The sequence below is a fragment of the Salinispora cortesiana genome, assembly GCF_000484695.1.
Lineage (GTDB): Bacteria > Actinomycetota > Actinomycetes > Mycobacteriales > Micromonosporaceae > Micromonospora > Micromonospora cortesiana.
This window is the reverse complement of the sequence record NZ_AXVR01000018.1, coordinates 1-23,964: the sequence shown is the minus strand read 5'-3', so window position 1 is coordinate 23,964 and position 23,964 is coordinate 1. Positions and strand designations below refer to the sequence as shown.

Genomic DNA, 23,964 nt, shown 5'->3' with positions numbered 1-23,964 from the left:
CAGAGATAGATTAAGCTGACTGGCGACGTAACGGAAGAGAAAACTTTCCGTAATCGCTGCTTAACAGACCAAGGTGGGCGTCCGGTCGATCGTTCGACCGCGGTGCGGGGCGTAGGGTGCGCCGGCGCCGGGTAGCCGAAGGCATGGCGCGGTATACCGATCCGAAGCTGCGAAAGGTACTCAAGGAAGAAATCAGGGCATCCGACAAGGGCGCCCGGCCCGGACAGTGGTCGGCCCGAAAATCTCAACTGCTGGTCAAGGAGTATGAGAAGCAGGGCGGGGGCTACCAGGGACCGCGAGACGAACGGCAGCGCTCCCTGCGCCAATGGGGCCGGGAAAAGTGGCAAACCCGAGAGGGTGGCGCCCGGGCGCGCCAGGACGGCGAGACGAAGCGCTACCTACCCGAACGCGTCTGGAAGGAACTCCCTGAAAAGGAACGCCGCGCCACCGACACCAAGAAGCGAAAGGCGTCGCGGAGCGGCCGGCAGTACGTCGCCAACACCGGGCCGGCCAGCCGCACCCGCCGCGACATCACGTCGATCGACCGGTTGCTCGACCTGCGGGTCCCCGACGCGGCGAAACACCTGACCGGTCTCGACACCCGCCAACTTCGGTCGGCGCTACGGCGCGAACGCGCCGGGAAGAGCCGAAAGACGCTGCTCCGCCGAATCGAGGCGGAGCTCGCGCGCAGGTAGGACGCCCACCGTAGGTCGGCCGGTCAGCGCGACGAGACACCACCCCGACGGCGGCACAACCCATCACCAGGGCCCACCCACGGAGGTCATCCCGGGGGTGGGCCCGGGTGTGGCTATCGCCAGGTGTCGGTGTTGGTGCGGGTCCCGGTGGCCGGGGTGGTGAAGCTCCGGTTCGACTGGGACTCCCAGGTCACCGAACCGTCCGGGTTCTTCTTCACATACTTGTACTCGATGTGGGTGTTCGGCGGCAGGTCGACGGTCGCCCGCCAGACCGGGTAGTCGGCCGCGGAGAGCGCGATGGCGTTGTCCGGATTCCAGCTGCCCAGTTCCGCGACATTGCCGACCACAAAGACGTTCTGCCCGAAGTAGGTGTAGACGGTGGCGTGGAACGAGCTGGCGATCGCCGGGCTGGGGACCGAGTCGCCCCGGAAGGTCTCCGTCACCGCGTACGTTCCGGTGGCGGGGGTGGTGAAGCTCCGGTTCTCGCCGGCTTCCCAGGTAACGTCTCCCCCACCGGTCACCTTGATGAACTTGTACTCGACCGCCGTGGACGGGGGCAGGTCGATCGTGCCGCGGTAGGTGTTTCCACCCTGCGGGGTCAGCCGCACCGCAGCGGCCGGAGCCCAGGAGCCCAGCTCGGAGATACTGCCGACGGCGTAGACCTCCTGATCGGCGCTGGGCGTCGCGCTGACCGTGAAGGTCGTGGCGATCTCGTCGGTGGGGTCGCCGGTGGGGCTGACCGTCGGCGACGGGGTCGTGCCGGGCCGGGCGTTGACGTGAATGGCGACGGCGTCGTTCGACGGGATGCTCACGGTGGCCTGGCCGCCGGTGACGCTCACCGTAGCGCCGGTGCAGCCGGCACCACCGGCGGTGCCGGAGATGACGTCGCAGTAGTCACCCTCAGCGAGGCCGGTGGTGAAGGTGGCGGTGGCGGTGGCACCGGAGTCGTTGATGCCGATCCAGGCCCGGTCCCCGCGGTGGAAGCCGATCACGTTGTCGTTGACCACGGTGAAGTCGGCGATGCTCTGGGTCGAACGCGCCGCGTTGGCCCAGCCCACCATGCCCTTGATGCCGGTGCTCTGGGTCAGGCAGTTCCAGGCGCCGCCGCAGACCGCGTCGGTGACGTACCCGCCGCCGTCGTGCGGCGGGGACTGATTCCGATCCGACCAGGTGAAGCTGTCGAAGACCGATGGCTTGCCGTGCGGGTAGGCCAGGGCGAAGTAGTTGGCGAGCACGTAGTCGGTGCCGTCCTTGTACGACAGCACCACGCCGTCGCGCTCCAGGTCGTGGTTGGTGACCATCGAGAAGACGTTGGCACTCGGAGCGTCAAGGTTCCAGTTCGGGATGTTCTGCAGGGCCGAGATGGAGCCCTGGAAGGCGGAGCGAATGCCCTTGGCGTACGCGAAGTCGAGCACGTCACCGTTGCCGATGAACGCCCGGGCCTGCAGGGCAGGGTTGTTGGCGCCGTCGAAGATCTCCTGGGCGACGTAGGGGCGCCGCCCCTCCGCGACGGTGTCGTCCAGCCGGTTGAGGATCGCCGCGAAGTCGTCCTTCCGAATGTGCTTGACCGCGTCCACCCGGAAGCCGTCGACGCCGAGGCCGATCAGGTCGTTCAGGTACCCCGCGATCTTGTCTCGGACGTACTCCTTCTCGGTGTAGAGGTCGGCCAGAGAGAGCAGCTCACAGCTGGTCACCTGGGCCTCGTTGTCCCAGTCGTTGATGGAGCCGTCAGTCGGACAGTTGTCGCCCGGGCGATGGAAGTCTCCCCCGCCGTAGGGAACCGCGGGGTAGTCGTAGCCGGAGAACTCGGTGCCGGCGTAGCCGCGCGTCCCCGGCGGGTTGTTGGTGCCGGCCATGTGGTTGACCACCGCGTCCACATAGACCCGCACGCCCGCATCGTGGCAGGTGGTGACCATGCTGGCGAACTGCTCCCGGTTTCCGAATCGGCTCTCCAGCTGGTACGAGACGGGCTGGTAGACCTCGTACCAGGGGTGCACCCCGTCGGCACTGTTGGGTAGGTACACCGACTCCTGCGGCGGGGCCACCTGCACCGCGCCGTAGCCAGCGGGGCCGAGGTGGTCGGTACAGGCGGTGGCGACCGAGTTCCAGTTCCACTGCCACAGGTTTGCGGTCACCTCGCTGTCGTTGAGGACGACAGCGGCGCGGGCGGAGCTGGCGGTGGTTGCGGCGGTGACTACCGCCGTGCCGCCCACCGCGACCAGCGCGGCGGCGAGCACCAGACGGCCGGTGCGGCCGATCGGATGGGGTCTCGCGGTTTCCATGACGGGGACCTCTCGTGCGAAGGGGCGCTCGGCAAGGGCGGACGGCCGTCCGATAGCGAACACGATGCGGCATCCATGAAAGAAGTTGCAATAGTTTTCGGAAACATTCTCGAAACTTCACTGCCCGCCGTCACCCGACCACCAGGGCCACACCCCCGCAGCGCGGCTAGGGTGGGCCCCATGGCCCAAGTGGACATAGTGGTACGACAGGGCGACGACGTCGTCGTAGCCGACTGCACGGAGTCCCGCTTCCAGCTGGCCTCGGTCAGCAAGCAGTTCACCGCTGCGGCCGTGCTCCTGCTGGTCGAAGAGGGCACACTCCTCCTCGAGGACCCCATCAGCCGCTGGATCGACGGCTGCCCGGAACAGTGGCGGGACATCACCCTGCACCACCTGCTCAACCACACCTCTGGCCTCGGCCACTGGGACGACTACCCCATGATCGATCTGGGGCAGTGGGTCGAGCCGAGCGAACTACTGAATACCTTTCACTCCGTGCCGCTACAATTTCCAACCGGGCAGGGCTGGAGATACAGCAGCCCGGCGTATGTGCTGCTGGCGCAGATCGTCCAACGATCCGCCGACACGCCCTACCGATCTTTCCTGGCAGAGCGCATCTTCGACCCCCTCGGCCTGACCCAGACCTTCGCCGGAATGCCCACCGCACAGCCGAACCTGGCGCTCGGCCACAACGCGGGCTACAAGACGTTCGTCGGGAACATTCCGGAACTGAACCGGCGGTTCGTGGTGCTCAGCAATACCGAGGCGACCGCCCCCAGCATCCTGGAGTCGCTGCTCGCATAGCGGCGGGCCGGCGAGAAAGACACCGCCCTACGAGGGGTGCGTCGGGGCCGTGCGTAGGTAGGTGAGGACAGCCAACACTCGGCGATTGGTGTCGTCACTGGGCGGCAGCTCAAGCTTGGTAAGGATGTTGCCGACGTGCTTGCCGATCGCCGCCTCGGTAATGAAGAGCTTCCCGGCGATCGCCGCATTGGAGTGGCCCTCGGCGATCAGCGCGAGCACCTCGCGTTCGCGGGTGGACAAGGCGGCGAGCGGGTCACGGGTTCTGTCGCATCGTGATCCCTGGGCGCAGGCTTCGACACCGAGGGCGCAACAACATCAATGATCTGGGCAATGTGACCTGCGGGATGTGGGACACAACTCGGCCGCGCGAAGTGTGCTCGCCCTGGCACCTAGCGATGAACAGCGCCATGGTCAGCACTGGGGTACTGCTCGCGCTCGGGGTCTTTCTCACCTGGGCAGCACTCGGGCCCGGGCTCGCCGCAAGGACCGTGCAGCTGCTGACGCTCGCCGGCGCGGGCGGCTACCTCCTGGCGGGGGCGTACCCAGCGGATGCCAACGAGAACAAGCACTTTCTCGGGGCATTGCTGATCTTCTTCCTGGCCAATGTGGGAATGCTCGTGGCCGCGCTGGCCCGCCGCTCACCGGTGCTGACCTCGATGCGTCACCTCAGCCTCACCCTGGGCCTGGTCGGAATGGGCGGTACGGCCCTGTTCCTGGCCAGGTTGACCTCGGCATCGGTGTCGGCGGCATGGAACGGATAGCCGTGCTTCCCCTGTTCATCTGGACGTCCGCGGTGGCGGTGCGGCTCGCCCGTTGAGGCCGCGGCGTGGCTCGCCCGTTGGGACCGCTGTACGGCTCGCCCGTTGAGGTCATGGCGCAGTGGAACGCGGCGGTCGGGGTGTCTGCCAGGACCAGGGCACCTCGGCGTCCGTCCGATTCGTTCAAGACAGAGGCGCGAGCCGCTCGTACCGTCAAGGTCATGGCACCCACCTTCAACGCGATCGGCCTTGCGGTGGCCGACATGGCAGCGTCACTGTCCTTCTACCGCCGACTCGGCCTGCGGTTTCCGGCCGGCGCGGAGGATGAGCCGCACGTCGAGGTGACCGTCTCCGGCGGTATCCGCCTCATGTGGGACACCCACGCCTCACTACGGTCGTTTGACCCGAGCTACTACCCCGGGCCGCCCTCCGGCGGCTGGGCCTTTCGCTGCGCGGACGCGGCCGAGGTGGACAAGCTCCACGCCGGCCTCGTCGCCGCCAAATATTCGTCGGTCAAGGAGCCCTGGGACGCACCGTGGGGACAACGCTATGCGCAGGTGCACGACCCGGACGGCAACGTGGTGGACCTCTTCGCCCAGATCACGTCACCGCAGTAGCGCGGTGAGCGGCACCCCGGCCAACGCCCGCACCTCGCGGGCGAGGTGGGCCTGGTCGGCGTAGCCCACCTCGGCGGACACCGACGCGAAGGGCTGGCCGGTGCGCGCCAGCGCGACGGCCCGCTGCATTCGCAGGATCCGGTGCAGGGTCTTCGGCCCATAGCCGAACGCGGCATTGCTGCGTCGCTGCAACTGCCGGGAGCTGAGGCCGCAGCGTGCCGCGACCACGCCAACGGACATTCCGGCCCGCGCGGCACCGACCAGCGCGACCAGCACCCGGTCGGTGCCGCGCCAGCGACGGCGCGCCGCTGCCGTCAAGGCGGCGAGCGGATCCTCCGCCTCGGCGATGGCGCGGACGGACGCCGCCGGCCACACCGTTTCCAACGGCACCTGCCGATCGACCACCTCGCTGGCGGGTATGCCGAGCACACCGGGCCCGGTCCCGGCACCGAACCGCAGCGCGGCGTAGCGACTGCCCGGAGCGGAAGACGCCACCCGGGCGGTCGTGTCCGGCCCGGCCACGAAGACGGCGCCGTCCCGCCAGATCAGGTCGAGGCAACCGTCGGGCAGGACCCGTGGCGGAGCGCCACCAGGGGACGTGACGCTACGCCACGCGACGACGTACGGCAGCGGCGATGCCCGCTCTTCGTACCCGCCCACGATCCTCCTCCGCAGGAATGACCCGACGCGGCGGCCTCCGTTCCTTCAGCGACAACCTATTCCAGCTGGAAGTCGGCGAAGTCGAACCCGGGTGCCACCACACAGCTGACCAGGACTGGTTGGTCGCCCGCTGGGATTGCTGCCTGCCATGTCCCGCCCGGAATCAGCACCTGCGGACGCTGACCGGCGGAGAGGTCCGCGCCGAGCGTAACCTCGCTGGACTCGTCCGCCGGCTGCTGACCGGAACCGCCGAACCGCAGCGTCAGCGGACCGCCAGAGTGCCACAACCACAGCTCGTCGGAGCGCACCACATGCCAACGGGAGCGTTCACCCGGGTGCAGCAGAAAGTAGATGGCCGTGGCCGCGCTACGGCTGCCATCGTACCCGGTGGGACGCAGCGTCTGCGTCGAGCGCCACGTCTCTCGGAACCAGCCGCCCTCCGGGTGGGGCATGAGGTCGAGCAACGCAACCACCTCCGACCGCTGCACATCCGGCACGCGAAACTCCTCTCGCTGAGGTCTCACCCAAGGCGAAACCACAGGACCAGCACGAAGGCGACGGCCTGACGGTAACAGGGACTGCAGACGCACCATCAAGATCCGCGAGACAGAACCTAGTGCGTCCAGCTCTGCGCCGGGGAGATCCGCGTCGCCCGCCGCGCCGGTACGACGCTGGCCAGCACCCGGCCGATCAGGTCGAGCCGGGACCGGCTCAGCAGAACGCAGCCATTGATGTTTTCACCGCCCGGAAGCGCCCGGCAGCTGCCGGAACGATTCGCCCGTGTCTCTGCGCCCAGGCGGTCGTCGGATCCCGCAACCCGGCGACCTCGGCCAGGCCCACCGCGTACTGTCTTCCTGAACAAACGCCCACGGCAACGCACCGCGCTCTTCGGGCGACCGGAAGCCCCGCTCCGACTGGGAGTACGACATTGAGTACGGGTACGAACCGCTGCGTTCTGATCACCGGAACGTCCTCCGGCATCGGGTTGGCCACCGCCGTCGCCTGTGCCCGAGCGGGCTGGACCACCGTGGCCACGATGCGGGACACCACGCGGGCGGTGGCGTTGAACACCGCGGCGGAGACCGCCGGGGTGTCGCTGGACATCCGCGTCCTCGACGTCACCGACGACCAGTCGGTCCGGGAGTGCATCGACTCGGTGGCAGCCGAGCATGGCCGACTCGATGCGGTGGTCAACAACGCCGGCGCCGCGCACCTCGGGACGCTGGAAAACGACAGCCTCGCCGACATCCGCGCCAGCGTCGAGGTGAACTTCTTCGGCGTGGTCCAGGTATCCCATGCGGCGATGCCGCACCTGCGGGCCAGCAGCGGCCGCCTACTGACCATCAGCAGCGTCGGCGGCAGTATCGGGCAGCCCTTCAACGAGGCGTACTGCGCCGCGAAATTCGCCGTCGAGGGCTTCATGCAGTCGCTGGCGCCCGTTGCCCGCACGGTCGGCGTGCAGGTCGGCGTCATCGAGCCGGCCGCAGTGACCAGCGAATTCGTGGCCAATGCCCACGTTGACGTCGCTGCCATGGTGGCGCAGGCCGGGCCGTACGCCCCAGCGCTGACCGCGTACGCGCAGCGGACCATGGCCAGGTACGAGGCGGACACCGGCAAGCCCCAGACCTCCGACGAGGTCGCAGCTGTGGTCATGCAGGTTCTGACCGCTCCGGAGATGCCCTTCCGGACGCAGACCTCGAACGAGGCGCGTGACTTTGTGGGCCAGTCGCTGTCGGACCTCGATGGTTCGGCCGTCCTGGGGGAGACCCGGAGCTGGGTCGGCCAGTAGGCGCAGCTGCCTCCTGATCGAACTTCGGTGGGGCTGAGCCGGAGGAAGCCGACCGCTCCGGCGTCGGGTGAACCCGGCGCAGCAGCGACGCCGACAGCACGGCGAGGAGCACCGCCAGCCCGGCGCTCAGCCCGCCGGCGGTGTTGAAGCCACTGGTGAACGCGGCCCGCGCCGCCTCCAGCAGCGCCGCACCGGCCGGCTCGGGCAGTTGGTCGGCGACGACGGTGGCGCCGGCGAGGGATTCCGCAGCCGCCTCGCCGGCACCTCCCGGCAGGCCCACCGGGACGGCGGTGGCTACCGCACTGCGGTAGACCGCGGTGCCGACGCTGCCCAGCAGCGCCACACCGAGCGCGACACCGAGTTCGGTGCTGGTCTCGGAGATCGACGATGCGGACCCGGCCCGCTGTGGTGGGGCAGCACCGATGATCAGGTCGGTACCCAACACGGCCCCAGGGCCGAACCCAAGGTAGACCAGCACCAGACCGAGCACTGCCAGGCCGAGCCCGCCGGCACTGCCCACCAGGCCGATCAGCGAGTAGCCGACCGCCGCGACCGCCATGCCGCCGGCCACCACGTAGCCCGCTGTGACGCGCCGTGCGAGCAGCGGCGCCAGCATTGACCCGGCCAGCATGGCGATCGCGTACGGCAACATCCACAGGCCGGCTCGCAGCGGGGAGAGGCCCGCGACGAGCTGGGCGTACTGCGCGAAGAGCAGCGCGATGCCGCCGATGGTGGTCCCGCCGAGCAGCATTATGAGCAGAGCGGCACTGAAGGTGCGGTTGGCGAAGAGGCGGACCTCCAGCAGCGGGTGGGCGAGCCGGCGCTGCCGGCGGACGAAGACGGCCCCAACCGCGAGGCCGACCACCATGGCCAACAGCGGCGCAGCGCCGAGGCCGTCCTTGGCCAGCTCTTTGAGGCCCCAGACGACCGGCAGGACGGTGACCAGGGAGAGCACGACGCTCACCAGGTCCAGTCGGCCGGCGTCGGGGTTGCGGTACTCCGGTAGCAGGACCGGCGCGGCGATCAGCAGTACGGCCATCACCGGTACGGCGAGCAGGAACACCGAGCCCCACCAGAAGGACTCGAGCACGGCCCCGCCGATCAGCGGGCCGAGGATCGAGCCGATCATGAAGCAGCTCATCCAGATCCCGATGGCCACGGTGCGCTGCTGCGGATCGCGGAACATGTTGCTGATCAGCGACAGGGTTGACGGCATCAGCGTCGCGCCGGCGACGCCCAGCAGCGCTCGCGTACCGATCAGCATCTCGGCGCTGTTCGAGTAGGCGGCGACGACGGAGGCCACGCCGAAGGCAGCAGCACCGATCATCAGTAGGCGCCGTCGGCCGATCCGATCACCGAGGGTTCCCATCGTGACCAGGAATCCGGCGATCATGAACCCGTAGCTGTCCATAATCCACAGCAGTTGGGCAGCGTCCGGCGCCAGATCGGCGCTCAACTGCGGTAACGCCAGGTAGAGCACGTTGAGGTCGAGTGCCAGCAGCAGCGTGGGCAGGGCGAGCACCGCCAGCCCAACCCACTCCCGCCGGCCAGCCCGAATCTCGTTGATGTTCATCAAGGTTCCCCGTCGGGTACGCGCACCGGCCCCGGATCTATCCGTCGTAGTCGTCGTGCAGCCGCCACCAGCTGTACGGCGTGCCCTGCGGTCGCCCGTCCGGAGTGTCCTCCCAGGTCTCCTGACGGCCCAGCGGGGTCAGGTCGAGCAGCGTCCAGTTGCTGCCGAGGGCCTCCACCCCGCGCCCGGTGGTGAAGTACGTGCGGTACACATCGTCGCCGTCACGCAGAAAGACGCTCAGGCCGAAGGACTCCCCCGCCTCCGACGTCAGCCCGAATTCGGGGTTGAAGTCGGTGCCGTAGGACGAGTACCAGGGCAGCGTCCAGCCCATCCGTTCCTGGAACGGCGTGATCTCGGCCCGGGGTGCCCGCGAGATCAACGCGAGTGTGGTGTCCCGCGCGTTGAGGTGGGCCGGATGCCCGAGATTGTCAACGAACATTGAGCAGCCCTCGCACACGTGCGACGAGCCGGGCGTGAACATGAAGTGATAGACGACGAGCTGCCGCCGCCCCTCGAACACGTCGGCCAGGCCGACCCGGCCGGCGGGCCCGTCGAAGACGTACTCCTGTTCGATGCGGGTCATCGGCAGCCGGCGGCGCTCCGCGGCGAGCGCGTCCCGGGCTCGGGTCGCCTCCTTCTCCCGGACCAGCAGCCGCTCGCGCGCGACCTGCCAATCCTGGGCGGACACAACCGGTGGCAGGTTCACGATGTCTCTCCGTTCGTCGGGTGCGGCCGGTTGATCCCGGCTTCCTGATCCACCCTGTCCGGCGTCACTCTCGGTACACTCCCAGTCCACTGCCGGCGAGGTCACGGCACGTTGTCGGGCCGCTGGGCTACGGTCACCCCATGCGTTTCGGGCTCCTCGGTCCGCTGGGCGTCTGGACGGCGGACGGCACACCGGTCACCGTGCCCGATCTGAAGGTCCGTCTCCTGCTCGCCGCCCTGCTGGCCAGTGAGGGGCAGCCGGTGTCGATCGGCCGGCTCCTCGAGCACATGTGGGCGGACCTTCCACCAGCCAACCCGACCGGAGCGCTGCAGACGAAGGTCTGGCGACTGCGGCGTGCGCTGAACGCCGCGACACCCGGCGCCCGCGACCGTGTGGTCTCCCACCCACCGGGATACCTACTCCGCACCGGCCCGGAGCCAACCGACGCCGAACGGTTCACGGCCCTGCTGGAGCGGGCCGCCAACACCGCCGCCGCGCGCACCCGGGCCGCGCTCCTCGACGAGGCGCTCGGGCTGTGGCGCGGCCCGGTGCTGGCCGACTTCCCCGAGGCCCCGTTCGCCACGGCACTAGCCACACGGCTGGCGGAGCAACGGTTGACCGCCATCGAGGATCGGGCCGAGGCCCGGCTCGCCCTCGGCCAGCACCACCTCCCCAGTGGGGAGCTCGCCGACCTGCTGACCCGCCACCCGTACCGGGAGCGCCTGCATGCCCTGCATCTGCGGGTGCTGTACCGCGCGGGCCGACAGGGTGAGGCGCTGGACTGCTACGACCGATTCCGCCGGCAGCTCGCCGACGAGCTGGGCGTGAACCCCGGTCCCGAGCTGGTCGCCCTCCACCGGGCGATCCTGTCGCAGGATCCGGCGCTACTCGCCCCGCCACCGCCGGGCGGCCCGGTTGCCATCGCGCCAGCACCGTCGGGGGTGGTGCCCCCAGCACGGGTACGCGGAAGCCTTCCCGTAGCGCTGACCGAGCTGATCGGCCGCGAGGAGGCGGTACGCGACCTCCACCGCCTACTCGACGCCGGCCGGCTGGTAACCCTGGTGGGCTCCGGTGGGGTGGGTAAGACCCGCCTGGCGGTCGAGGCGGCCCACCAGGTAGCCGAGGCGTACCCGGACGGGGTGTGGCTGGTCGAGCTCGCGGCCCTGGAAGCCGACCCGGCGGTCCTGGCCGGGGCAATCCTCGCGGTGCTCGGCGTCCGTGAGAATGCGGAGCGCCCGCCCGCCACGCCGGCCGAACGTCTACTGGCGGCGCTGCGCGGTCGCCAGCTCCTGCTACTTCTGGACAACTGCGACCACGTCGTCGAGCCCGTCGCCGAGCTGGCCGACCGGGTACTGCGACATGCGCCGGGCGTCCGCCTGCTGGCCAGCAGCCAGGAGCCGCTGGGCGTCGCCGGCGAACAGGTGTGCGCGGTGCCTCCACTGGCCCTGCCAGATCCCGCGATCGGCGACCCGGTGCAGCTCACCCGGGTGAGCGCGGTCCGGCTCTTCGTCGCCCGGGCGACTGCCGCCGCGCCCGAGTTCGCGCTCGACGAGGCGAACGCCCGGGACGTCGCCGAGCTGTGCCACCGGCTCGACGGCATCCCGCTGGCGCTGGAGCTGGCCGCCACCCGGGTCCGCGCACTGGGAGTCCGCGGTCTACTGACCCGGATCGACGACCGATTCCGGGTACTGACCCGCGGACACCGGGGCGCGCCACCCCGCCAGCAGACTCTCCGCGCGATGATCGACTGGAGCTGGGAACTGCTCGGCGAGCCCGAGCAGCTCGTCCTGCGGCGGCTCGCGGTGCCCGCGGACGGCTGCACGCTGGAGGCCGCCGAGGCGGTGTGCGCCGACGACGATCTCCCAGCCGACCAGGTTCTCGACCTGCTGGCCCGCCTGGTCGACCGCTCGCTGGTGGTCATGGCCGAGACGCCGGTCGGGCCGCGGCACCGGCTACTGGAGTCCGTGGCAGCCTACTGCGCCGAGCGGCTGCGGGAGGCAGACGAGGTGGCGACGGTCCGCCGCCGTCACCGGCAGTACTACACCGCGCTGGCCCGACGGGCCGACGAGGAACTGCGCGGCCCGAAGCAGCAACAGTGGCTGGCCCGGCTCGACCAGGAGAGCGCCAACCTTCGGCAGGCGCTGGACGACGCGGTCGCCGACGGCGACGCGGCGGGAGCACTCGATCTGAGCACCGCGCTGGCCTGGTACGGCTACCTGCGGGGCCGGCTGCGGGAGACGCGCCAATCAATCGAGGCTGCGCTCGTCGTCGCCGGAGACGCGCCGGAGACGCCACGGGCCGCCGCCGCCTGCTGGCGCGCTGGGCTGGCGTTGTTGGAGCGCGGCGGCGAGCACGCACCGCTGGTCGCCCCCGCACTGGCCGGCTGGCCGGCCGGCGAGGAGTTGGCGGCCCGGGCACGGGCCGTGGCCTTCCTCGGGCTGGCCCTGCTCAACACCGGCGATGTGGCCGGCAGCACGACCCTGGTCAACGAGGTGTTGCCGGAGTTCGAGCGACTCGGCGACCGATGGGGGGTCGCCGCCGCGCTGAGCCTGCGGGCGAGTCAGGCACTGGCCCGCGGCGACCTGGCGGCGGTACGCCGGGACGGCGAACGTGCCGTCACCCTCTTCCGCGAACTGGGCGACCGGTGGGGCCAGTTGCAGGCGTCCTTCCCGCTCACCAACCGGGCCGAGGCCACCGGGGACTATCCGGAAGCGGCCCGGCTGCACCGGGAAGGCCTGGAGCTGGCCGAGGGGCTGGGGTTGTGGCTGGAGGCCGCGGATCGCCTCTCCGGCCTGGGCCGCATCGCGCTCCTCGCCGGCGACTACCACCGGGCGCGGGAATTCCACGAGCGCGCGCTGCGGCTGGCCGCTGAGCAGAGCTGTAAACCGGCGGAACTGTACGCGCAGATCGGGCTGGCGCTCGGTGCCCGCCGCGAGGGTCGCCTCGCCGATGCAGAGCGGCTGTTGCGAGGCCTCCTGGACTGGACCCGGCAGCCGGGCCTGGATGCCGACGTGGTGCGGGCCCTGCTCCTGGCGGAGTTGGGCTTTATCGCCGAGCTGCGGGGGGCCGCCCCCGCCGCGAATAGCCTGCACGCCGAGTCGTTCGCCCTGGCGAGCGCCGTCGGTGACCCGCGGGCGCAGGCGCTGGCGTTGGAGGGACTGGCCGGCGCGGCGACCATCGACGGCCGCCCCACGGAGGCCGCCCGGCTCCTCGGCGCCGCCGCGACGGCGCGCGGCTCGGTGGGCGCGCCACTGCCGGCCGGGGAGCGGGGAGACGTGGACCGAATCACCGCTGCCGCCCGCGCCGCGCTGGGTGCCCCGGCGTTCGCCGCGGAGTTCGACCGGGGCACGGGGCTGCGCCCGGAGCAGGCGTACGACCCCTCCCGCGCGGACGAAGCTCGCACTCCGCGGGGGGCCGGTGCCACTCGGCCCCCGGCGGACGTGGGGTGACTCAGGCCGGCTCCTTCCAGGCTCTGACAACCGAACCGACGAGCAGCGCGGGGCCCACCAAGCCGCCGATGATGGTCAACGCCCTGAGCTCCACCTGGCCGGTCATCGCGCCAATGAACACCGTCACGGAAAGACCGGTGACTCCTACCGCAAAGCAGCTGCGTGTGACGACCCGAACCTACTTCCGGGTGCTGAAAGTGCGAAAGCGGTGGAACAGGCCGCGTCGCCGAGAAACCGGAGGCGGCTGTGGGATCTCCTCTGGGTCGCGGGCCGGCAGCTCCACCCGGACCTGCGCGGGCACCGCCTGATCCACCGCGTGGGTGGTCAAGCCCCGATAGAGCGTCGGCTCGAGGCGAATCGAGATGCCGTCCTCGCCAAGGAGTTGTCGGCCACCGTCCGGCCAGGTGAGCAGCGCGGCACACTTGTCGTAGTGGACGGTGGCGAACTCGTCACTGCCCTGGCTGACCACGCTCACCCCGTCGGTCCCGACGACGAGCCGCTGCGCCAGACCGCCCCGCCCGGGGTAGTCGGTGCCGGTGACCTTGGCGGCCGAGGAGGCCGGGGCGGCGACGAATCCAGCCCAGTCCGCAGTCCGTCCAGACGGCGTCATCAGCAACGAGTCAGCGAGTACGTGGGTCGCGACCTCGTGCACCGCTTCCGGGGTAACCTCCTTCACCTGTCGTAGCAGATCGTCGCTGGCGGTAACGCCCTCCCCAGTGAGCAGGTCGAACGCAGCCGAAGCCAGCCGGGTGTTGTCGATGTCATCGGCGGAGAGCGCCTCGGTAGCCTTGCCGATCACCGCAGCGATGTTCGCCTCGTCGATCCGGCCGACCCGGGCCTTCGCCAGTACGTCAATGAATCCGCCGAGCACCGCGTCCTGCTTTTCGGGTAGGGCATCGGCGAGTGCGGTTATGGTCGCGTACCCGTCGCCACGCGGTTCGTAGTTGGTGGCAGCGGTGTAGGAGAGTCCGTCCCGTTGGCGCAGCGCCTGAAAGAGTTCCCGCTCCAGCGCCCCGGCGAACACGCTGGCGGCTACGCTGCGGGCGGTCACGGCGTTGACCGCGGTTAGGCCGCCGGAGCCGGAGAAGAACGCCGGGGTCTGAGGCAGCGCCGACGACGGCGCCGGGACCGGCTTCCGCTCGCCGGATGGAAGATCGATTCGCAGCCCGGCCGGTAGCTCCGCCCCCGCCAGCCACAGCACCGCGTTCTCTTTGGTGAAGTAGCGCCGAGCCCAGTCCTGCAGGTCTTCCAGGGAGACCGCGTGCAGGCCCCACTCGGGATAGCTGAGCAGGCCGTGGCCGCGGGCACCGTAGCGCCACAGCGGCAGCGCGTCCAGGCTGGAGCCGGCGCGGCTGTTCCACTCGGTCCGCAGGATCGCCTTCTCCGTCTCCACCCGGCTGGCCGGCAACTCGCGCAGACTTTTGCACACACCAGTCAGGAACGTGGTGATGTCGTCTACCGAGCCCTGTAGGTGAAAGTGGGTGACGACGTTACCGGTGGTGCCGTTGTAGTGATAGTCGGCAGTACCCAGCGGGTATAGCACGAGATGTTCCAGCAGGTGGGTGATCCCACGCCGGGCCGGGGTCTCGTCGGCCTGACCGACCCGAAACATCAGTCCGGCGTGGGCGGGCCCCGTAGTCGGGGCAAGCAACGCCGGCACCCCGTCGACCTCCAGCTGCCGGATCATCGCCAGCCACCCTTCGTCATCGCCTCACGGCGAAAATCGTCGAACGTCTCCACTGGGTCATTGAAGTATCCCCAGACGCTTTCACTGACCAGGTTGCCGACCGCGGCGAAGTATGGGGCTGCGAGGGCGTGGTCGCCGAGTACGCTGTAGATCAATGCGAACCGGCTGACCGCGTCGACCCAGCCGTGTTCCGTGCCGAATGCCGGATGCAGCACCGACCGGGCGGCAGCCTCGCGTAGCTCCTCCCGGACCCGAAGGTCCTTGCGGTAGTCGTCCTGTTGTCTGCCCTCAAGGCCGATCAGGTGCTCGTAGTGGGCTTGGGCGACCAAGCTGCCCTGTGCTGCGCCCTCCGGCGCAGCCGACATCGCCGCCCAGGCGAAGGAGTGCATCTCGTCGAACGAGCCACCCCACTTCGGACAGATCTGCTGCAGGTACTGCAGCTGCCCCGGCAGATGGTGCGGGTCGCTCTCGGCGAGCCGGTCGTAGCGGCGACGTGCCTCAGCCTGGCCGAGTTCCAGACCTCGGGCGGTGAGCAGGCGGCAGTACCAGATCGCCGGATCACCCGGCTGGTACGCGGCGGCGTCAATCAACATCCGCTCGGCGCCCCCCAGGATCTGGTGGAACTCGCGGAACTGGTTCTGGCTGACATGCTGGGCCTGATAGCCGGTTCGTACCTCCCAGGCCTTCACGATCAGGCACTTGCCGAGCAGCGCGGCGGCGAGCCCGTCGGCCGGGTCAGCTTCGACCTGACACTGGGCGAGCGCCATGGTCGGTGGCAGCGAGCCCGCGTAAGAGATCATTTCGGTCCGGGTAGCCGGAGGTTGACCGTCGACCAAACGTCGCAGTGCGACCCAGTCGCCGTCGAGCACCGCAGCGCGCAGGTCGGAGAGCTCGCGATAGGCGGTAGCGAGGTCGGTGGTGAGCACGGGCGCGGCAGGCATGCGGGGATCCTAAGCCGACGGTGGCGCGGCCAACCAACCGGATTAACCGACCACCGGCCACCGTGACCCGGTTCGCGATGTGTTGCTACTTCACTCGCACCCGACGCCGGTCGCCGCTACTCGGGGAGAGACAGCGCCGCCTGGTATGGAAAGGAGCCGGGCCGATAGCTACAGGACGGCTCCTCGGCCCAGATGTCGCCGGTCACCGCATACGCCCGAGCCCGTGATCCGCCGCAGGCGGTGCGAAACTCGCAGGCGCCGCAGCGACCGCCGAGCCGATCCGGATCGCGCAGCGCGGTGAACAGCGCAGCGTCCCGGTAGATGTCGCGGAGCGATCGCTGCCGTACGTTGCCCGCCGCTACCGGCAGGAAGCCGCTGGGGTGCACGTCGCCGCGGTGGGACACGAAGACGAACCCGTTGCCGGCACTCACCCGTAGCGGCGCACGCCGGACCCGGCCGGCGCTGCCGGTCAACCCGCGCGAATCGAGGTCGTCGCGCAGTTGCCGGTACAGCCGCCCGAGGCCGAGGAGGCGGACGTGGTCGTCGCCCTGCCGGGCCAGTGCCTCGCGTTGCAGGCAGACCCGACGAAAGTGGTGTGCCTCGGTGGCCTTGACCGCGATGGTCTCACCGAGGTCGTACAGCACGTTGAGCACGTCCTCGGTCTGGGCGGCGTCCAGGCTCCGCAGCGCCTGACCCCGCCCGGTCGGGACGAGGAAGAAGACGCTCCAGAGCAGCGCGCCGAAGTCGCGTACCTGGGCGGCAAGCTCCGGCAGATCGTGGACGTTATTCCTGGTCACGGTACTGTTGATCTGCAGCTTCAGGCCCAGGTCGGCGGCATCGCGCCAGGCTTGCATGGTCAGGTCCCACACCCCGGGGACACCCCGGAAGCCGTCGTGTCCAGCGGCGGTGGCAGCGTCGAGGCTCAGCGAGACCGCCCGTGCCCCGGCAGCCTGCACCGCGGCCAGCGCCGGACGGGTGAGGGTGGGGGTGCCCGATGGCGAGACCGACACGGGCAGGCCGAGCTCGGTGCCGCGGCGGACCAACAACTCCAGGTCGGGGCGCTGGAACGGGTCCCCGCCCGTGATCACGAACAGTGGCGCGGGTCGGCCGAACTCGGCAATCTGCATCATCAGTGCGGTGGCCTGTTCAGTGTTCAGCTCGGCGCGGTCCCGATCGGGGCGGGCGGAGGCCCGACAGTGCAGACAGGCCAGTGGGCACGCCTGGGTGGCCTCCCAGATCACGATGAAGGGACGCTCCCCCACGTTCTGTTTCGGTGTCCGCACCGGAGCGCCCGGACTCCGGCGCGACGCCTGCTGTCGGCTCGGCGTCGTGGGGCGCTGCCGCACCGTCGGCGGTGGCATCACGCCTGCTGGGCCGCGGCGTCTGACTGCTGCGGGGTCAGCCGGTCCCAGGCGGATATCGGCAGCGCGATGACCGCGGCCGGGAACAGCCCGTGTTCCTCGTTGTCGATGTGCCGGTGCAGCCGGTCCAGGGCGGCCAGCACCGCCGGCCAGTCCGGTGCCGCACGGTCGACGGTGCTGAGGACGCCGTGGATGTCGTCGTGCTCGTCGCAGAGCTGCTCCACCGCTTCGGTGAGGCTGCCCTCGGCGCGCAGCTCGAGAAAGAGGCCGCGTTCCTCGGTTTCGGTGTGCGGCATCAGCAGCGCCAGCAGGTCGTCGAGAAGATCAATACGGTTGTCCGCGCCAGAGTTGATCGCTGTGCGCAGGCGCCCGGCAGCATTGGCGATCGCCTCGTGTTCGGCGGTCAGTTGCCCGATCAACGGGAACTCCCGACAGCCGCAGTAGTTACACATGACCGACCTCCCGACCGTGATGTGGGGAATACATCTACCTTGCCCCGGTAAACCCGGAGCACCTAGGGTCGTTCGGCCTGCCCTCATCTGAAGTAGGTCACCTACCCCGGACGCCCCGGAAGCGACGGCCGGTCCGCCCAGAGGCGGCGGACCGGCCGTCGACCTACGTCCCGAGATCGGGACGTTTGGGCGCCGTCGCACCCGGCGGGGTCACGCCGGGCGCGCACTCGCTCCCACCAGCGGAGCGGCCGCGGCGGCCGGCTCCTCGGCTGTGCCCCGCTCCCGCAACCGGTCCCGCAGCCAGATCCCCCACCAGATCAGTCCGCGACCCAGGCAGACGAGGGTCACCGCGAAGAACAGGGTGTAGACGACGTTGAAGACCATCAGCACGCCGTAGACCGCGGCCACCGAGGCGCCGAAGATGAACTGGGCTCGACCCTTCATGGGGGTGGTGCCCGGGTCGGTGATCATGTAGTTGGTGAACAGGACGAACGCGACGCCACTGATGGGCACGAGGGCCGCCCAGAGCTGCACGTCCCAGATGAAGTGCCGCAGCACAGCCTGGATCACGAAGCCGCCGACCCAACCCACGATGAGTGGGATCTTCTTGGTGAGAACGCCGTTGAGGACGGTACCGGCGGTGATAATGATCAGTGGCACGAGGATCTGCATCACGTCTGGCACGTTCTCGGTGAAGTGGTACGGCGGAGCGATGTTGACCCAGGAGAAGACGAGCAGGGTCACCGTGATGCCGAGGTTGGACGGGTTCATGAAGTGCCGCATCCGGCCGCGGATGGGCGCCTGGAAGAGCGCCTTCTGCCCGATCGCGACCACGACCGCGAACGCGATTGGCCAGAACTGGTCGTTGGCATAGAGCAGCATGTTCGCCGCGAGCGCGGTGATGTGCGCCGGCAGCAGGAAGGTATAGACACCCCAGGCACCGTTGCCCAGGAAAGCCGGCCGCCGACGGTGCGCCCAGGCGGTGGTCACTTCGACGATGATCTCAATGGCGTAGCCGACGGCCACGGCGAAGAGTGGCCAGGTCCACGGCTGCTCGAAGCCGAGCACCGTGTAGCCGAGAATGTTGAAGACGCTGATGGAGATCGCGAAGTTTCGCAGTGCCAGGTAGCGGGGATCGCGACTGCCCATCCGCGGTGGGGCGTCCCGGGTAGCCGGGGCGTGGCGATCGAAACTGGCGACGGTGGCGGTGCGGGGTGAAGCGGTGTCGGCTGGCGGCGCGGCGCCGGCTGCCCCCGCATCAGCCTGGACGCTGTCTCGGACGTCGGTCATTGTGCCTTCATCTCCTGAGCTTCATCGGTGAGCAGCAGGTCGTGCCAGCCGGCCGTGAGGTTGAGGGTCTGCATGTGCGGATTGCCGGTGCGGTCGCGCCAATGGATCTCGGCGGAGACTGGTTGGCTACCGGCTTCACCGAGTCCGAAAAAGACGTCAAAGCTGCGCTTGCCCGAGTGGCCGCTGCCACCGTCGAGCTGCGCCACCCGGGTACGACCGTCGGTGGTACGGACGATGACCTTGGCGCCATAGGCGGGGGTACCGGGCACGCCGGCCGAAGCGCCCGGGGCTGCCGGCCGGTAGAGCCGGAGGCCGAGGAAGTTGTCCTGGCCGGGGAGGTCGTTGCGGTAGTAGGACGGAGCATCCCACTGTCGGGCCACGGCAAAGTCCTGACCGCCGTCACCGTTGGTATCGGCGACCGCCACGCCACGGCTGGGCGTCGTGTCGGTCATGCCGAGTTCGGCGGCGATGTCGGCATAACGGCCGTTCCCCTCCCGCACCCAGAAGGCGAAGGGCTGGGAACCGGCGATGTCATCCCCCGGCTCAGCGTTCGGCCACATGGCCGGGTTCCGCAGCATGAGGTCGTTGCTCATCGCCAGTTCCTGGAGCAGGTTCCAGCGGTTGGTCTCACCCTTGACGAAGCCGGCGGTCTGCACAACGGACATCTCGCCGCTGTTGTTGAAGTCCGCTATCTTGGCGTCCCACCCCCATCCGACCCAGGCCAGGTTGAGCGAGGCCGCCTTGTTGTCGAAGACCGCGATCCCCTGGCTCAGTCGTTTCTGGGCGTCAGCAGCGTCGAGTGCGTTGTTCATCCAGACGAAGGTGCTCTCCTCCAGGCCCCAGGAGGTGGTGATGTTGCTGACAAACATGTCGAAGCGGCCGCTACCGCTCAGGTCGCCGAACTCGATCGACATTCCCTTGAATGAGTCATGCCCGATGACCAGCGATTTAGGGGTGAAGGCACCCCGCTGCCCCTCGGCCAGCTCAAAACGAATCTTGCCTGGGGTGGAGACGTTGTGGAAGAAGCGATCCTTGCCGAAGTCGTTGGCCAGGTAGAGTTCCGGCAGGAGATCACCATCGATATCTGCCGAGCCCGCGCCGAGCGTCCAGCCCGTGGCGTACTGCGGCTTGATGGCTGGCTCCTCGACGTAGGTCACCGTTGGCTGGTCGCCGGTGGTGGCGGAGACCCAACGCAGGAGGTGTGCGCCGCCGGCGTTCTCGGCGTGCGACAGCGAGTGATTCATCTCAACGTTCGGCTGACCGGCAGGGTCAAGTACCTGACTGTCCGGAAAGTAGTTGAACACCCCGATGTCCGGGTGTCCGTCGCCGTCGAAGTCGGCGACCGCGACGGCGTTGGTGTTCCACAGCTTGCCCTGGTAGACGCCGTTGTTGGAGTTCTGCTCGGCGATCAACTCAGTCGGCTGGAACGTCGCCGCGCCGAGTGTCGAACTCGCGCCGGCGCGATGCATGAACAGCACCGGCGTACGACCCCAGTAGTAGACCAACAAGTCGATCAGGCCGTCACCGTTGAAGTCGCCGGGGACGCAGCCCATCGGCGCCATCGCCGAGTGCGTGGGCAGTGGCTTCGGGTCGAGCACAAACGGCGCGTACCGGGCCGGCCCGTCCGGCGACGGTGTGACGACCACGGTGTCGCTCCGGGTGTCCACCAGGCACAGATCGTTGGCGAGCCGGTCACCGTCGAGATCGTTGATTGCGATCGCCGCACCCACCGATGACACCCAAGCCCGGATGTGCTCGTAGGACGGGTTGACCGGCCGGACCGTCCGCTGGGGCAGCCCCGGCGGTAGCGCGATAGGCAGTTCCGTGAAGCCGTACCGGGAGGCGAGCGCCTGCCGTTCGGAGGCCGACGCGGTCGGCAGGCGGGCCACCGCGAAAAGCGCGGCCGCCAGGACGAGCACGAGGAGTGCGGGAAGCGTTCGACGGATCACACCGACAGGTTGGGGTGACAATGGTTCCCTCCAGGTAAGGGCCACTACCGATTCCGGATACGGCAATTCAGCCGACAGGTCGGGGCGGACCGGTGGTCACCAGCAGCCAAGGGACAGATTAGACGCGACCTATTGTCGCGACACGGCTATCTTACTGAGGGCGTTACAGTTCTCAGCCGATCAACAAATGGCCCGGCAATCCCTTCATGCTGTCGGCCGTTGAGATAGGCTGGAACTGGCTCCCAGCACACTTATCGTGCCGGGAGCACCGCCGGAGTTCTTCTCAAAAGTTGCTCAATGGCTGAACCGTGGCTCACCTGCACTGATAGACATCAGCTCAGGACGGCGCTCAGCCTCTTTGATGTAGCTGGGTTCATCGCAGTGCCAAGTGATGTTCACGCGCCATCCGGCGCAGGGCGGCCAGGGCCACCCCGAACAGCACTCCGCGGACCATTGCCGGGCCCTTCCGGTTATTCTCGTCGGCCGCACTGGCCAGCTCCAGCTCGGCCCGCGCCACCTCCTCCGCCGCCCGAGCAAAAGGGGCGAAGAAGGCGACACCCGCGTCGCAGCCGAGAAGGCGCAGGCTCGCCAGCACCTCGGTCAGCACCTCCCGCCCATCCGCGCTGACATGAGGGCTCCAGCCCAGCGACGCCACCAGCGCCTCGACCTCCTCCCGGGCGCAGGCCAGGGCCAACGGCCCGAGCGAATTGGCGCCGTCAAGGGCGAGCGCTCGGTCCAGGACCCGATAGGCCTCGGCCAACGAAACTTGATCATCATCAATCGCAGCGAGGACGCCGCGCACGGAGGCGAGATCAAGACCGCCAACCCCGGTCAGCGTGCGAATGAGGCGGATACGTCGCAGATGCCGCTCACCGTAGTCAGCCTGGTTCCGGCCAGTGGGATTCCCAGGCGGCAGAAGTCCTTCGCGCAGGTAAAACTTGATCGTCGGGACTGAAACGCCACTTTGCCGACATAGCTCCGAGATTCGCAAGCGTCCTCCCCTGGCAAAACGTTGCGGAGCAATCCTGCCACAGGTATCAGCAAAGGGCCATTCATCGATTTTTGGTAGCCGTCACCGACCCGACGGACCCACACCAACCCACACTGACCAGGCGAAATCGACCCCACTGCTTACCGACCGCAGCATGTTTGGATAGTGGCGAGTTCCAAGAGACAAAACTGTAGCGCCAACGCCCAGAAGTGGTTAGCACCACATGCGGACTAAGGGCAAGAATTGATAAGACCACCGCCATAACGCTGAGCTACCCTTCGGCAACTCTTCGCCTTGACCGGCACCTGGAGCTAGGCTAATATCAGCCCACTAGCGGCAATAAATTGCCGAAGATCTGTTTGCAGTAATGGCAACAACCTCAGCAATGCCGCAACCATGTCCGCACGTTCTGGGGGAGATTTGAAATGCAGGACGCCGCCGAAAGAGCCGTCGTTCGCGCCATCGATAAGATGCGGAACAACCTCTCTGAGCAATTAACTGTGGACGATATGGCGCGAGCAGCCATGTTTAGCAAGTTTCACTTCACCCGGATCTTCCAGCGGGTTACTGGGGTTTCACCCGGTCGATTTCTTTCGGCGATCCGACTCCAGGAGGCGAAGCGGCTCCTCGTAACAACCAACCTGAACGTGACCGACATCAGCCTCCGCGTGGGATACAATAGCGTCGGCACCTTTAGCACCCGGTTCACCAAAAGCGTCGGACTACCGCCTACGACCTACCGACGGATGGGTGGCTACACCGGACGAATCGCCACCCAGCAGGTTTCGACAGGAAGTGCGACCGTATGCGGCCGAGTCACGGTGGACAGCCACGGCTCACCCCCCGGCCTGATCTTCATGGGACTGTTCCAGCATCGGATCCCGGAAGGTCTGCCGATCCGCTGCGCAATCCTCGATACGCCCGGCCACTTCCGCTTCACCAATGTCCCGGACGGGACATGGTATTTGCTGTGCCACGCCATGTCTGGTGAGGTATTCCGGCTTCAGCCCAAAAATGTGATGGTGGCAACCGTCGGACCACTCGTCGTCCGTGGCCGCCAACGGTACGACGTCGATGCGCAACTCAAGCCGGTGTCCAAGCTAGACCCGCCGGTCCTGCTCGCTCTCCTCGACACCCGGAAGGCCGCCTTCGAGCGGCAGTACACCGCCTCCTCCACCCAGGCTATCGCCGCCTGATCCGACTCGTCGGCCGGTCCGGCGGCAGGTAGGCGCGGGACGCGCCGGCAACCACGTGCGTGGCATCGCAAAGCCGGCGGTGCTGGCCCGAACCACGATCCCGGCTACCCCATGTCTGCAGCGCCTCGCCCGTGCGGGGATCGGGTCACCCGAAGCTGGCGGTGCGACACCCCATTCCAACAACCCAGACCAGGTAGCGTCGCAGAGCTGTGGAGCCAACGGTGTCTCCGGCCTGACCTACCAGGCGTTGTGCCCGGTGCGGAAGGCGCCGTGACCGGTGGCCGTGACGCAGAACGACCAGACCGGAGGTAGGAAGCGGTCCGGACTGTCCGCGGAGGCGAAGGCCGTAGCCGAGCTGGCTCGCGCAGCCAAGCAGGGCTTGTCGTTGACGGGCTCGGGCGAGCGGCTCAAGCAGTTGACCAGGACGGTCCTGGAGGCCGCGTTGAACCCGGGACATTCACCAGGTGGTGATCTTGTAACGGTTTCGTGAGGTCCGGAAAGGCGAAAGTGCCTGCCAGGCAAGGGAAAATGGTGATTGCGACATCTACCAGGATCTCTTGCGAGGAGGCACTTCCGACGTGCGTGAGCTTACCGGATGGTCGAAGGGCCTGCGCGTCACGGCTGACGGTGACGGGGTGGTGGCGATGGTGGGGGTGGCGGGCCTGCGGATGCTCGCCGACCGTACCGGCCTGACCGCGGGCATATCGAGGGTACTGGCCAAACCCGGGTTCCAGCCGGTCCACGACCGGGGCCGGGTCCTGACC

Annotated in this window: 18 protein-coding genes and 5 pseudogenes; 9 read left to right on the top strand and 14 right to left on the bottom strand. The window is 68.5% G+C overall.

The annotated features are described in order from the left end of the window. The first annotated feature begins 143 nt into the window (after positions 1 to 143). On the top strand, positions 144 to 695 hold the full coding sequence (locus K228_RS0110705; RefSeq protein WP_025618449.1) for a hypothetical protein: 552 nt from the start codon (positions 144 to 146) through the stop codon (positions 693 to 695). A 113-nt stretch (positions 696 to 808) separates the two neighbouring features. Here the strand turns inward: K228_RS0110705 and K228_RS0110700 are convergent, their stop codons facing one another. Beyond that, a complete protein-coding gene (locus K228_RS0110700; RefSeq protein WP_025618448.1) occupies positions 809 to 2,977 on the bottom strand; it encodes a carbohydrate-binding module family 20 domain-containing protein in 2,169 nt (722 codons plus the stop codon). Between the two features lie 180 nt (positions 2,978 to 3,157). Here K228_RS0110700 and K228_RS0110695 point away from each other — a divergent pair, with 180 nt between their 5' ends. Then, positions 3,158 to 3,781, top strand: a complete 624-nt coding sequence (locus K228_RS0110695) for a serine hydrolase domain-containing protein (protein ID WP_025618447.1) — start codon at positions 3,158 to 3,160, stop codon at positions 3,779 to 3,781. Between the two features lie 27 nt (positions 3,782 to 3,808). Here the strand turns inward: K228_RS0110695 and K228_RS0110690 are convergent. Then, positions 3,809 to 4,045 (bottom strand): annotated as a pseudogene (locus K228_RS0110690) (response regulator transcription factor); the annotation flags it as partial. A 131-nt stretch (positions 4,046 to 4,176) separates the two neighbouring features. Between K228_RS0110690 and K228_RS25500 the strand changes: the two are divergent. After that, positions 4,177 to 4,542: a hypothetical protein gene (locus tag K228_RS25500; protein ID WP_245603445.1), complete on the top strand. Its 366-nt coding sequence runs from the start codon at positions 4,177 to 4,179 to the stop codon at positions 4,540 to 4,542. A gap of 218 nt (positions 4,543 to 4,760) precedes the next feature. Next, entirely contained in the window at positions 4,761 to 5,156 is a 396-nt protein-coding gene (locus tag K228_RS0110680; RefSeq protein ID WP_025618445.1) for a VOC family protein, read from the top strand. Here K228_RS0110680 and K228_RS0110675 read toward each other — a convergent pair. Both K228_RS0110675 and K228_RS0110670 read right to left on the bottom strand, forming a co-directional pair. Beyond that, positions 5,145 to 5,816 carry a helix-turn-helix domain-containing protein gene (locus K228_RS0110675; RefSeq protein WP_025618444.1) on the bottom strand — a complete coding sequence of 224 codons (672 nt, stop codon included), beginning with the start codon at positions 5,814 to 5,816 and terminating at the stop codon, positions 5,145 to 5,147. The genes K228_RS0110680 and K228_RS0110675 overlap by 12 nt on opposite strands. A gap of 56 nt (positions 5,817 to 5,872) precedes the next feature. Then, complete coding sequence (locus tag K228_RS0110670; RefSeq protein WP_025618443.1) at positions 5,873 to 6,313, bottom strand: cupin domain-containing protein; 441 nt, start codon at positions 6,311 to 6,313, stop codon at positions 5,873 to 5,875. Between the two features lie 431 nt (positions 6,314 to 6,744). Between K228_RS0110670 and K228_RS26940 the strand changes: the two genes are divergently transcribed. Continuing rightward, on the top strand, positions 6,745 to 7,605 hold the full coding sequence (locus tag K228_RS26940; RefSeq protein WP_025618442.1) for an SDR family oxidoreductase: 861 nt from the start codon (positions 6,745 to 6,747) through the stop codon (positions 7,603 to 7,605). A gap of 73 nt (positions 7,606 to 7,678) precedes the next feature. On the opposite strand, the pseudogene K228_RS0110660 reads toward K228_RS26940, so the two are convergent. Both K228_RS0110660 and K228_RS0110655 read right to left on the bottom strand, forming a co-directional pair. Beyond that, a pseudogene (locus K228_RS0110660) lies at positions 7,679 to 9,178 on the bottom strand (MFS transporter); the annotation flags it as partial. A gap of 37 nt (positions 9,179 to 9,215) precedes the next feature. Further along, entirely contained in the window at positions 9,216 to 9,884 is a 669-nt protein-coding gene (locus K228_RS0110655) for a DUF899 domain-containing protein (RefSeq protein ID WP_025618440.1), read from the bottom strand. A gap of 140 nt (positions 9,885 to 10,024) precedes the next feature. Here K228_RS0110655 and K228_RS0110650 point away from each other — a divergent pair, with 140 nt between their 5' ends. Further along, on the top strand, positions 10,025 to 13,333 hold the full coding sequence (locus K228_RS0110650) for an AfsR/SARP family transcriptional regulator (protein WP_025618439.1): 3,309 nt from the start codon (positions 10,025 to 10,027) through the stop codon (positions 13,331 to 13,333). A 1-nt stretch (position 13,334) separates the two neighbouring features. On the opposite strand, the pseudogene K228_RS25485 reads toward K228_RS0110650, so the two are convergent. From K228_RS25485 to K228_RS29430, 8 genes and pseudogenes are all read right to left on the bottom strand, one after another. Beyond that, a pseudogene (locus tag K228_RS25485) lies at positions 13,335 to 15,020 on the bottom strand (M16 family metallopeptidase). Further along, complete coding sequence (locus K228_RS0110640) at positions 15,017 to 15,961, bottom strand: hypothetical protein (RefSeq protein ID WP_025618438.1); 945 nt, start codon at positions 15,959 to 15,961, stop codon at positions 15,017 to 15,019. Before K228_RS0110640 ends, K228_RS25485 begins: the two are co-directional and overlap by 4 nt. Before the next feature lie 116 nt (positions 15,962 to 16,077). After that, a complete protein-coding gene (locus tag K228_RS0110635) occupies positions 16,078 to 17,223 on the bottom strand; it encodes a TIGR04053 family radical SAM/SPASM domain-containing protein (RefSeq protein WP_033776777.1) in 1,146 nt (381 codons plus the stop codon). Between the two features lie 98 nt (positions 17,224 to 17,321). After that, complete coding sequence (locus tag K228_RS0110630) at positions 17,322 to 17,774, bottom strand: hemerythrin domain-containing protein (RefSeq protein WP_025618436.1); 453 nt, start codon at positions 17,772 to 17,774, stop codon at positions 17,322 to 17,324. A gap of 210 nt (positions 17,775 to 17,984) precedes the next feature. Continuing rightward, entirely contained in the window at positions 17,985 to 19,064 is a 1,080-nt protein-coding gene (locus K228_RS0110625; RefSeq protein ID WP_025618435.1) for a hypothetical protein, read from the bottom strand. Beyond that, positions 19,061 to 20,983 (bottom strand): CRTAC1 family protein, encoded by a 1,923-nt coding sequence (locus K228_RS0110620; RefSeq protein ID WP_050580973.1) that lies wholly within the window; start codon positions 20,981 to 20,983, stop codon positions 19,061 to 19,063. The genes K228_RS0110625 and K228_RS0110620 overlap by 4 nt, the downstream gene beginning before the upstream one ends. A gap of 403 nt (positions 20,984 to 21,386) precedes the next feature. Further along, positions 21,387 to 21,773, bottom strand: coding sequence for a hypothetical protein (locus K228_RS29435; RefSeq protein ID WP_025618433.1), 387 nt, complete (start codon positions 21,771 to 21,773; stop codon positions 21,387 to 21,389). An 81-nt stretch (positions 21,774 to 21,854) separates the two neighbouring features. Beyond that, positions 21,855 to 22,004, bottom strand: a pseudogene (locus tag K228_RS29430) (MerR family transcriptional regulator); the annotation flags it as partial. Positions 22,005 to 22,429: 425 nt separating this feature from the next. On the opposite strand from K228_RS29430, the gene K228_RS0110605 reads away from it, so the two are divergent. The 3 genes and pseudogenes from K228_RS0110605 to K228_RS0110600 all read left to right on the top strand — a co-directional run. After that, positions 22,430 to 23,200 (top strand): helix-turn-helix domain-containing protein, encoded by a 771-nt coding sequence (locus K228_RS0110605; RefSeq protein WP_025618431.1) that lies wholly within the window; start codon positions 22,430 to 22,432, stop codon positions 23,198 to 23,200. A gap of 277 nt (positions 23,201 to 23,477) precedes the next feature. Continuing rightward, a complete protein-coding gene (locus K228_RS28800) occupies positions 23,478 to 23,690 on the top strand; it encodes a hypothetical protein (RefSeq protein ID WP_080671572.1) in 213 nt (70 codons plus the stop codon). 88 nt (positions 23,691 to 23,778) lie between these two features. Then, positions 23,779 to 23,964, top strand: a pseudogene (locus tag K228_RS0110600) (IS1380 family transposase); the annotation flags it as partial.